Genomic DNA, 11,065 nt, shown 5'->3' on the forward strand with positions numbered 1-11,065 from the left:
TTTAACATTAAAGATGTGTAATAAAGGACAATTTGTTATAATGGAGAAGAGAAAATCAAGAAGGAGATTATTATGGCCCAACGAAAAATTGTCTTAATAGACGGAAGTAGTTTAGCATTTCGTGCATTCTATTCGATTTTAGATTTGGAACGCTTTAAAAATCGTTCAGGATTGCATACTAATGCTTTATATAGTTTTAATCGCATGTTAGATAATGTGTTACAACAATTTGAACCCACCCATGTATTAGTAGCGTTTGATAAAAGTGAGCGGACATTCCGTACTGAAAAATATGCAGAATACAAAGGTGGACGTCAAAAGACACCGAGTGAATTTAAAGAGCAAATGCCTTATTTTAGAGTTTTACTGGATGCTTATGGCATTAAACACTATGATGTCTTAGGTTATGAAGCAGATGATATTATTGGAACTTTATCCAATCAAGCAGATAAGGACGATCAAGTCGTGGTGATTTCAGGAGATAAAGACTTAATCCAATTAGCTAATGAGAATACGACAGTTTATGTTACACGCCGTGGGGTGAGTGATCTAGAACCGTATACCCCTGCCGTAATTCGTGAAAAGTATGATATTACCCCTGAACAAATTATCGATATGAAGGGCTTGATGGGCGATTCATCCGATAATTATCCTGGTATCACCCGTATTGGTGAAAAGACGGCACTAAAATTATTACATCAATTTGGAACGGTTGAAGCGATGTATGAACGTTTAGATGAGTTAAAACCTTCTAAAATGAAAGAAAACATTATTAACGATGAAGCAAATGCCCGCATGAGTAAAGACTTGGCGCGTATTTTATTAGAAGCACCGATTGACATTTCAGTGGACGATATTACGATGAATGAGAAAAATATCGACGCTTTAACAGAGTTTTATCGTCAAATGGAATTTAATAGCTTCCTATCAGCTTTAGGCAGTGAAGAAGTAATTAGCGATGCGTCAGAAGTGATGGAATCCGATTATGAAGTGATTTACTTAGAAGTGATTAAAGAAGAGCATTTACCTGATCAAACAGCGATTCACTTTGAAACGATTGAAGAAAACTATCATTTTGCAGATGTGGTCAAAGTCACTTGGTCAGATTTAGTATCCCATCAAGTCTTTGTCACGGAAGCAAAAACAGCTTTTGATTCAGCCTTGTTTAAAGAATGGTTAGCCAAGGAGTTAACTGAAAAAGTTTCCTATGATACCAAAAAAGATATGGTGATTGCAGCTCGTTTCGGTGCCTCTTTACAACATGTGACCTTTGATGTCTCGATTGCGACTTATTTAGCGGAACAAAGCCAAGACCAACATATTGAAGCCATTCAAAGCTTTTTAGGCTTACCGGTAACGGTGCAACTTGATGAATGTATTTATGGCAAAGGTGCTAAATTAGCCGTCCCAGAAGACGCTGAAATTGTCAACCAACATGTAGCCAATAAAGTCGAAGCGTATGAACAAGTCAAAGACCCGCTTTTAGCAAAATTAGAAGCTGTAGCGGCTACCGAACTTTTCTTGACCATGGAAATGCCATTGGCTGTTGTCTTAGCGAAGATGGAAATTGAAGGGGTTAAAGTCGATGCGGCAGTCTTAGACGAGATGAATACTTTATTATTAGAACGCATGGCCGATATGGAAAAAGAAATCCATGAGTTAGCGGGCCGTGAATTTAATGTCAATTCACCCAAACAATTAGGTGAAATTTTATTTGATGAACTAGGCTTACCCGTGATTAAAAAGACTAAGACCGGTTACAGTACGGCAGCAGATGTGTTAGAAAAATTAAAATACCAGCATCCAATTGTCGAGAAGATTTTGGATTATCGCCAAATTGCGAAATTGCAAGGGACTTATTTAGCGGGCTTACCACGCTTTATTAAAGAAGACGGCAAAATCCATACGCGTTTTGTCCAAACACTGACCCAAACCGGTCGTTTAAGTAGTACCGATCCTAACTTACAAAACATTCCCATTCGCTTAGAAGAAGGGCGTAAAATCCGCAAAGCCTTCGTACCAAGTCATGAAGGATGGCAATTATTTGGAGCGGATTATTCACAAATTGAGTTACGCGTGTTAGCCCATATTTCAGAAGATGAGCACATGCGTCAAGCCTTTATCGATGATGAAGACATCCACTCAGCGACCGCTCGCCGTGTCTTTGGTTTACCAGAAGATGAACCGATTACCAGCAATCACCGTCGCCAAGCGAAAGCTGTTAACTTTGGAATTGTCTATGGTATTAGTGATTATGGTTTATCACAAAACTTAAACATCACGCGTAAAGAAGCGAAAACATTTATCGACACCTACTTTGATAAATATCCAGGGGTAGCCGATTATATGAAAGAGATTGTCAAGCAAGCCAAAGAAGATGGCTATGTAACGACTTTGTTTAACCGCCGTCGTTATTTACCGGATATTCATTCTTCCAACTTTAATATCCGTTCATTTGCTGAAAGAACCGCGATGAACTCACCGATTCAAGGTTCGGCTGCTGATATTATTAAAATCGCAATGATTCGCTTGGATGAGGCCATCAAGAAAGAGAACTTACAAGTCAAATTATTATTACAAGTGCACGATGAGTTAATTTTAGAAGCGCCACCAGAAGAAATGGCACGACTAGCGGAGTTAGTTCCAGAAGTAATGGAAAGGGCTGTTGAATTAGCAGTGCCATTAAAAGTGGAAGCTAACCAAGGTGAAAACTGGTATGAATTAAAATAAAAGAGATGAAGGACAAGACTGATCATTGGTCTTGTCTTTCGTGGTTTATAGAAGAAAATAAGTCTTAAAGTATCATTACAATTTACACGATGAAACCGTCTAATTGTGTTTATAATAGCTGCATCAATGGCGAAGTATATCTGGAAAATGTAAGGGGTGCTGGCAGTCGTTAAGCAGTAGAAAAACGGACGATAGTTGCTTTGTTTGTTAATGATGACTAGGGGAGACGACTCACCGATGTCACTGAAAAAGCAAAAAAACCAAGCGGTGTTTTTTAAGTTTTTGTCAGCTCAGTCTAAAAAACTGACCTACTACGTTTTGAAATCAGGAAACGTAGCAGGCTCAAGTGAACTAAAACAGTCAAGAATGGGAGTGGGCATAAACTTGATAAATTTAGTTAAGATTATTGTTCATTAATTAATAGCGCAGTGGTTGAAGTGGCATCAAACTGTGGCTTAATGAGTTGCTTGAGCCCCACTCCCTTTAGTTATCGAAAATAGGCCCTCGTTCGTGTAGGTAGAAGTTAATATGAGTGGGAGTTTCTATCATGTGAAGTAATTGAGAAAATTTCGCAATGTGTGCGAAGCATCATTTGTACAAGGGTAAGATGTGAATACTACCAAATATTGAAATAAAATAGACAGTAACACTACGGAAATGTAGGTGAAACATTGATAACAGTAATTACCTTTGATGAACTACAACGCCATTAAAATGGCGTGTTTCTAGGAACACTCATGACTTGTTCTGCTTATTTCAAAGCAAAACAGCGGTCTAAGCTATTTAACTAAGGCCAGTTCCAGGCCAATATTTAATATATTTTTAGCTGCGTTGATATCCCTATCATGATGCATATTACACTTCGTACAAGTCCAATGACGTATATTTAACGCTTTTTTTCCGCTTTCATATCCGCAATTGGAACATTTTTGTGACGTCTTGTACGGATTAATCGCTACAAATGTCTTATCGTACATTGCGCACTTTGCCTCTAGGATTGTTCTAAACATCCGCCAGGATTGGCCAGCAATCGAACGAGCTAATTGATGATTTTTCATCATATTAGTCGTCTTTAAGTCCTCTAGGACGATAACGTCATAACGTTTAACCATATCGGTTGTGATTTTATGAATGTAATCCTTACGGATGTTTTTGATACGTCGATGAATACGGGCAACTTGGCGTTTGGCTTGCTGGTAGTTTTTCGCATCCACTAAAGCGACACCGTTCTTTTTGGCTTGTAAACGTCTACGGGCCATTCGCTTTTCCCAATAATGTAATTGTTTCTTATAAGACAAATGTAGTCGCTGACTTTGATATTTTTGACCATCAGACGTAATAGCTAGATCACTTACACCTAAATCGACACCGACTACATTCCCTGTTTTGGGCATTGCTTGATTATCGCTTGTGACTAAAATGGAGATATAATAGTCGCCACTAGGTGTATATTTTACGGTGACAGATTTTATACGTTCATTCTCAATGTGAAGCACACTTGATTTACATTTTATCCAACCTAGTTTCGGTAATTTGATATACCGTTGATTGTCATTGAAACGAATGTTGTTGCCACGTATGGTACTTAAATACGACTGTCTGGTGTTCTTCTTTGATTTGAATTTTGGGTATTTTGAATAACCTTTAAAAAAACGAACAAAAGTTTCGGATAAGCGTTTAACACTACATTGAACAGCTACGCTATCAACTTCACGCAACCAAGGATATTCCTTCTTCATTTGCGGAATAAGAGAGGATAACGCATTATAAGACAGCATCTGAAGGTTAGGATTGTTTTCATACCGTGCATTCAACATGGCCAACATTTCGTTTCAGATGAATCGGGTATGACCAAAGGTCATATGAATTAACTGACGTTGTTTTTCGTTAGGATAGATTTTACACTCAATTCCCTGGTACATGTTTTCACCCCCCTGTGTTTATAGATATATTATACCATACATATGACACTTGTTTATAGCGATATCAATTGATATAATGTATTTAGAGAGGTGTTTACGCATGATAGTGAAAACAAGGACAAATGTCTATGATTTTAATTTCCATTTGGTTTGGGTAACAAAGTATCGTAAAGAAATATTTACAACCATTGAAAAACAAAACGCCATGCAAGATATGTTGACCCACATTTGTGATGAACACGATATTGTCATCCAATCGCTGCAAGTGATGCCTGACCATATCCATATGTTGATTTCGTTCAACCCTAAACATGCCGCAAGTAGTATCGTCAAGACACTTAAAGGGAAATCTGCCCGTCGATGGTTCAAAGCTTATCCAGAAACAAAGGCAATGTTATGGGGTGGCCATTTATGGACATCTAGTTATTTCATGTCAACAGTAGGGAGTACATCTAAAGAAACTGTTAAAAAATATATTGAAAATCAATTAACGGAATACAATGACGGTCGCCCTAGAACTTGATTCATCCATGTAATGAATTACACGGTTTTCTAAAGGGGCGACTTTAAATAAAATCAAATTAATATATGAGGGTACCGCTTAGCATAAATAAATACTGTAATGAGCGGTTTTACTAAAGGAGTTTTAAGATGCCAGAATTACCAGAAGTCGAGAGTGTCCGTCAAGGGCTAATCCACTTGGTGCAAGGGAAAGTCATCCAGGATATTGTGATTGATTGGAATCGAATTATCGTCACCGAACAACCTTTACCAGACTGGATTGAACATTTAAAAGGTCAACAAATCAATACGGTTGAAAGACGAGCTAAATTTTTAATTTTCCGCTTTGATGATTGGGCGATGATTTCACATTTACGTATGGAAGGGAAATACCATTTTTACCCAGCCGATGAAGTGCCGGCTATTAAAGATAAGCATACTCATGTTCGTTTTCTTTTTACAGATGGTAGCCAACTACATTATCACGATGTGAGAAAATTTGGACGCATGGAATTAGTGGCACCTGAAGCCGTACAAGATTATTTCTTAGCACGTAAATTAGGGCCAGAACCGAATACGGAACAATTCCACTTGTCGACTTTTAAAACACAATTAAGCCAATTGAAAAAGCCAATTAAACCATTACTATTGGATCAAAGAGTTGTGGCAGGGTTAGGTAATATTTACGCTGACGAAGTGCTCTTTGAAGCAAAAATTCATCCCACTAGACCAGCCAACAGCTTAACGGATCAAGAAGTGGCACAATTATATGATGCGATTTTAAAGATTATGGCGGCAGCCATTGAAGCTGGTGGTTCAAGCGTGAGAACGTATTTAAACTCATTAGGAGAAGCCGGTACCTATCAAGAACAACTACAAGTTTATGGACGTTCGGAAGAACCGTGTCCATGCTGTGGTCAATTAATCAGTAAAATTCAGTTTGCCGGCAGAGGGACACATTTTTGTAGCCATTGTCAGCCAGTAGCATGCGTTAAAGAGGCTTAGAATTTAATCAGAGCCTTAACTAGAATGGAGGGGTTATAGAAGTGAAAAAAATTGGGATTACCGGTGGTATTGCGACGGGGAAATCAACTGTCTCGCATTACCTACGACAAAAAGGCTACACGGTCGTTGATGCTGACGAAGCGGCACGAGCAGTAGTCGCACCGATGAGTCTTGGGGTTGATAAAGTAATCGATGCTTTCGGCCACCAAATGGTCAAAAGTGACGGTCAATTAGACCGGGAATTATTAGGCAGTATTATTTTTAAGGATGAAGCAAAACGCGACCAACTCAATCGTTTGTTACATCCTTTGATTATGGATTGGATGGACCAACAAATCGCCAAAGCTGAAACAGAGATCGTTTTTGTTGATGTGCCATTGTTGTATGAAGTAGGCTATGACCAAAAAGTTGATCAAGTTTGGTTAGTTTATGTCAATCGTATGACCCAATTACAACGCCTAATGGAGCGCAATCACTTAACTGAGCAAGAAGCCAACCAACGGATTGACAGCCAATGGTCCTTAGAAGCAAAAAAAGAAAAAGCCGATGTCGTCATTAATAATGAAGGTGATTTAGACGCTTTATACCGTCAAATAGATCAGTTATTAAAAGAATTATAAACAGGTAATGTGGTAATCATAATAGTAGTGTTAGTGGCGAACGCGGCTTTTATACTGCGATTATCACACCATCGCAACTGAGGTTTGTTAAGACTACTATCACACCGTCGTAACTTAGATTAATTACAACTAGCTCAACATTGAAACTACAGGTTATAGGTATCAATAAGCTAAAATACGAACTCAACTTTATGAGTTTTGTTGTACAAAAATTAAAAGGATTAACAGCACAATATTCAAGCAGAGCGGAGTGCTCGTCATAACTAAAAGGAGAAAAAAGATGGATTTTTTATTTTTATTATTTGTTTTCGTGGTGTTATTTATCTTGTCAAGAAGAGATGAGCGCAGAAATAAACGCTATTATCAGCAGATGAATCACTATCAAACGTATAATCCATATGGACAGCCAGTGAATCCCTATCAACATGCACCGTACCCACCTTATGGCAAAGCGATTGGTAAATGGACTTATTTTTTATTGGTTTTATTTTTAGGTGGCGTGGGTGTTCATAAGTTTGTCGCTGGCAAATGGGTGCAAGGATTATTATATTTAGCCTTTTCATGGACCTTAGTACCTAGTTTATTTGCTTTTTTCCATTTGATTGGAGTGCTATTTAAACAACCAGACCAGTTTGGCAATATTTATATTTAATATTAGTAGCGTTAGAGGCGAGCAGAAGGTAACAAGATTTTTTTGCTGATTAATATTTGAAGCATTAAATAACCTCTATCGAATGAATCTAATAGCAGAAGAATCAATTCATTTAACTCATAAAACTTTCACTCCAACATTACATTATCATGAAATTAACTGAGGTTTTCAGAGTGTCAATGCCGGTATAGATATGCTACAATAGGAATAACTAACAGTGTTTAGAAAGGAGGAGCGCTTTTTATGCTATGTCCAAAATGTCAAAGTTCACAAACAAAAGTAATTGATTCACGTTCTGTCGATGATGATACGTCGATTCGCCGTCGTCGTGAGTGTTTAAATTGTGGGTACCGTTTTAATACTTATGAACGAGTGGAACGCACCCCTTTACTTGTAGTCAAACGGGACGGCACTCGTGAAGAATTTAGCCGTGAAAAATTATTAAGAGGGATTATTCGTTCCGCAGAAAAACGTCCGATCACGAGAGAGCAAATGGAACGTTTAGCATCCGATGTTGAAAATGATATTCGCAATTATACTGACACGGAGATTCCAAGCGAACAAATCGGTGAATATGTCATGCCTCGTCTTTTAGAATTAGATGAAGTCAGTTACATCCGTTTTGCGAGTGTATACCGTCAATTTCAATCACGCGAAATGTTTATGAAAGAATTGGAAAGCATGATGAAATCACGAAGTGAAGTGCTAGAGAGCGATGAGTGAATTAAAAAGTCCAGTCCAACCCTTTATCGTGAGACATAAAGGTGCCTTGTCGGCCATCCAAATGCAAAGCTTAGTGCAATTGTATCAACCGATTATCGGGATGGATGCCGTCAATTTTTATTTATTATTATTCCAACAGCCAGTCAATGAACAAAAGATTTCAACGCAAAAAGTTCATTCAAGTTTATTTCCTTATATCGCGGGTTCTTTAGGAAAAATTGATGATGCGCGCCTCCATTTAGAAGCGGTCGGCTTAATTGAGACCTATAAACAAACGGGTGAAGGAATCTTATACCCAACCTTGCTCTATGATATGCAATATCCATTATTGATTAAGGACTTTTTAGATAATCCTTTATTAAGTAATGCTTTAATCAATCAATTAGGCGATGTGGAATTTTTTGAAGTAGTGCGCCAGTGGGAAGTTGCGCCTATTGAAATGGCTGAGTACGAAGAAGTGACGGTTTCTTTTGAAACAATCCTGACGCCAACCCATAATGATTATCAAGCACAGGCTTATGAAGCTAAAAATGGTTATAATCTGCAACACCATGATCAAAAGCCACCCTCTATCTCGGCGGTAGATGATTTTGACTATACGCAGGTAATGCGCAAATTAATTAAAGCAGGAATTGATCATCAAGTTTTAGGGCCGAGGGTTAAGCAAGAAACATTGGCGATTCATAAAGTCTATGGCTTTGATGAAGAACAGATTAGTCAGTTATTATTAGAAAGCTATGATGGTGAGTTACCGGCTATTCAATATCAAGAGTTAAAATTAGCTGCTCAACGGATGAGTGAAAAGAATAAACGTCAAACTTCGAATGTTTCATCCGCATCGTCACAGCCGACGATAGAGATTTTTGAAAAAACGACCATCCAAACATTAAAAGAGCAATATCCTCATTTTGCAGAATCGGATTTAGAAATCATGGCGCTGTGTGAAGAAGTATCACCCGAAATATTGTTAACGCAAATTAAGCAATCAAAAAATGGCTTTGTCTCTAGTAATGAGATCCAGTATGTTCATAATATTGCGATGCGCTCGCAGTTACCAAAGAGTGTACAAACTTTCTTAGTCTACTATTTATTAATGATTGAGAATCGTGCTGATTTTCAAAAAGGTGAAAGTGAACGGATTGCTAACTTATGGCAACAAGAACAGCTAACCACAGTGGCGAAAGTAATGACCTTTGTTCATCAAAAAGCCAAAGATCGTATGATGAAGCAAAAGCAATACGAAAACCGCCAAAATCACACTAAATCATATCCAAGCTATCAACGTCAGAAGAAAACGGAGCGTCAGCCTTATTGGGCACAACAGAATCAAGAAAGTCAAGAAAACCAATCGGATACTTCGCCGGCCAATAAACCAACGGCTGAACAACCATCGGAAGTTGATTTACGTAGTCAATTAGGTCAAATATTTGAGAGAGGACGGGATGAATAATGAAAACTATTCAAGAAATATTAAAAAACTTCTTAAACGAACCGCATTTTAATGAAACATATAAAAAAACCGTGAGTCATATTTTAAATCATCCAGCGGTACAAGAGTTTGTTCATTTACATAATGAGTCCGTGTCTCAAGAAATGATTCATAATTCGCTTTCCAAACTGAATGAGTTTGTCTTAGAATATGATGCTTATCAAGCAGGTAAGCCGGGGAAAAATCCAGGTTATACCCCCATCTTATTTATCAATCAAAATTATATTGACATCGCTTATCAACCAACACCTGAGTTTTTACGGATGCAAGAAGAACGCAAAATGCGCTCATATATTGATAACCGTATGATGAGTCGGGATGTGCGTGATGCGAAGATTGATGATGTGAACTTGGATTCCGCTTCGAGAAAACAATTAATGTCTGAAGTGGTTTCGTTTGTGAGACAATATAAAGAGAATCCCTATCAAGCCCAGGGCTTATATATTGCTGGACCATTTGGGATAGGGAAGACATTTATTTTAGGGGCATTAGGTAATGAATTAGCCCGTCTAGGCATTAAAGTGATGATGTTACATTATCCAACCTTTGCGACCGAGATTAAAGAAGCGATTACCTCCAATCAGGTGCAATCGATTATTGATGATGTTAAGAAACCCCAAATTTTAATGTTAGATGATATTGGTGCAGAAAGTAATTCAGCTTGGTTACGCGATGATGTGTTAAGTGTCATCTTAGAATACCGTATGAAAGAGAAATTACCGACCTTCTTTACTTCCAATTTCTCAATGGATGAATTGGTCTATCATTTACAAGAAACCCGTGATGCAACGGAGAATATTAAGGCAGCGCGAATTATGGAGCGGGTGAAATTCTTATCACACGAAGTAAGATTAGATGGCGAGAATTTACGCCAAAAAGAAAGAGGGCATTAAGTCGATGAAATTTGATCCACAAGACCAACAAGATTTTTTAAGAATTATTAAAAGTCTTTTGTTCACCAGTATATTCGTCCAAATAGTCATTTTAGGCGTCTATGTCTTTGGTGAAAAACAATTAACCTTAGCCTTTCCTATGTTATTAGGTATTTTTGTCACCATCGTGGCATTAGTTTATAGCTTTGGCTTAAGGGACTAAGTGAATATAAAATCGAAGAGCGTGGGCTAGAAGGAAACCAAATGATGGGTAACTTTCTAGTCCACGCTACTTTGTTAACGATAATAAATGGGCAAGATTGCGAATGACAAGATAAACAGAGCTTGTTAGCTTAATGCTATTTAATGACGATAATTATTATATGTTTTTGTAAATATCGCCTCGATTATTAATTTCGATAATGTGAGTATTACCATTAAGAAAAGTATGGGGAAAACTATAAACATTCCGCTTGAATCTATCTATTTATCCGATAGCGCAGTCGTTGATTGGCCTCGAACTGCGTCTTAATGACTTGTTTGAGGCCTAC

Annotated in this window: 12 protein-coding genes; 10 read left to right on the forward strand and 2 right to left on the reverse strand. The window is 37.8% G+C overall.

Annotated elements, in window-relative coordinates; all coding sequences use genetic code 11:
* The first annotated feature begins 72 nt into the window (after positions 1 to 72).
* Positions 73 to 2,730, forward strand: coding sequence for a DNA polymerase I (gene polA / locus HMPREF2811_RS09860; protein ID WP_071409176.1), 2,658 nt, complete (start codon positions 73 to 75; stop codon positions 2,728 to 2,730).
* A 237-nt stretch (positions 2,731 to 2,967) separates the two neighbouring features.
* On the forward strand, positions 2,968 to 3,147 hold the full coding sequence (locus tag HMPREF2811_RS09865) for a hypothetical protein (RefSeq protein ID WP_071409177.1): 180 nt from the start codon (positions 2,968 to 2,970) through the stop codon (positions 3,145 to 3,147).
* Positions 3,148 to 3,509: 362 nt separating this feature from the next.
* On the opposite strand, the gene HMPREF2811_RS09870 is transcribed toward HMPREF2811_RS09865, so the two are convergent.
* Together HMPREF2811_RS09870 and HMPREF2811_RS11785 are read right to left on the reverse strand one after the other, a co-directional pair.
* The gene (locus HMPREF2811_RS09870) at positions 3,510 to 4,556 is read right to left on the reverse strand and encodes an RNA-guided endonuclease TnpB family protein (RefSeq protein WP_305793934.1); all 1,047 of its coding nucleotides are present in this window, start codon (positions 4,554 to 4,556) and stop codon (positions 3,510 to 3,512) included.
* A gap of 6 nt (positions 4,557 to 4,562) precedes the next feature.
* The gene (locus HMPREF2811_RS11785; RefSeq protein WP_165696192.1) at positions 4,563 to 4,652 is read right to left on the reverse strand and encodes a helix-turn-helix domain-containing protein; all 90 of its coding nucleotides are present in this window, start codon (positions 4,650 to 4,652) and stop codon (positions 4,563 to 4,565) included.
* 76 nt (positions 4,653 to 4,728) lie between these two features.
* On the opposite strand from HMPREF2811_RS11785, the gene tnpA reads away from it, so the two are divergent.
* The 8 genes from tnpA (at position 4,729) to HMPREF2811_RS09910 (ending at position 10,737) form a co-directional block, all read left to right on the forward strand.
* On the forward strand, positions 4,729 to 5,175 hold the full coding sequence (gene tnpA, locus HMPREF2811_RS09875) for an IS200/IS605 family transposase (protein ID WP_168164981.1): 447 nt from the start codon (positions 4,729 to 4,731) through the stop codon (positions 5,173 to 5,175).
* Positions 5,176 to 5,303: 128 nt separating this feature from the next.
* Positions 5,304 to 6,158, forward strand: a complete 855-nt coding sequence (gene mutM, locus HMPREF2811_RS09880; protein WP_071409179.1) for a DNA-formamidopyrimidine glycosylase — start codon at positions 5,304 to 5,306, stop codon at positions 6,156 to 6,158.
* A gap of 41 nt (positions 6,159 to 6,199) precedes the next feature.
* A complete protein-coding gene (coaE, locus tag HMPREF2811_RS09885) occupies positions 6,200 to 6,778 on the forward strand; it encodes a dephospho-CoA kinase (RefSeq protein WP_071409180.1) in 579 nt (192 codons plus the stop codon).
* A gap of 280 nt (positions 6,779 to 7,058) precedes the next feature.
* Positions 7,059 to 7,430: a TM2 domain-containing protein gene (locus HMPREF2811_RS09890; RefSeq protein ID WP_246829850.1), complete on the forward strand. Its 372-nt coding sequence runs from the start codon at positions 7,059 to 7,061 to the stop codon at positions 7,428 to 7,430.
* Between the two features lie 243 nt (positions 7,431 to 7,673).
* A complete protein-coding gene (gene nrdR / locus HMPREF2811_RS09895) occupies positions 7,674 to 8,153 on the forward strand; it encodes a transcriptional regulator NrdR (protein WP_071409181.1) in 480 nt (159 codons plus the stop codon).
* Positions 8,146 to 9,603: a DnaD domain protein gene (locus HMPREF2811_RS09900; protein ID WP_071409182.1), complete on the forward strand. Its 1,458-nt coding sequence runs from the start codon at positions 8,146 to 8,148 to the stop codon at positions 9,601 to 9,603. Before nrdR ends, HMPREF2811_RS09900 begins: the two co-directional genes overlap by 8 nt.
* On the forward strand, positions 9,603 to 10,535 hold the full coding sequence (gene dnaI / locus HMPREF2811_RS09905) for a primosomal protein DnaI (RefSeq protein ID WP_071409183.1): 933 nt from the start codon (positions 9,603 to 9,605) through the stop codon (positions 10,533 to 10,535). The genes HMPREF2811_RS09900 and dnaI overlap by 1 nt, the downstream gene beginning before the upstream one ends.
* A 4-nt stretch (positions 10,536 to 10,539) precedes the next feature.
* A complete protein-coding gene (locus HMPREF2811_RS09910; RefSeq protein WP_066125998.1) occupies positions 10,540 to 10,737 on the forward strand; it encodes a hypothetical protein in 198 nt (65 codons plus the stop codon).
* Positions 10,738 to 11,065: the final 328 nt, after the last annotated feature.

Source organism: Globicatella sp. HMSC072A10 (genome assembly GCF_001811625.1).
Classification (GTDB): domain Bacteria; phylum Bacillota; class Bacilli; order Lactobacillales; family Aerococcaceae; genus Globicatella; species Globicatella sanguinis.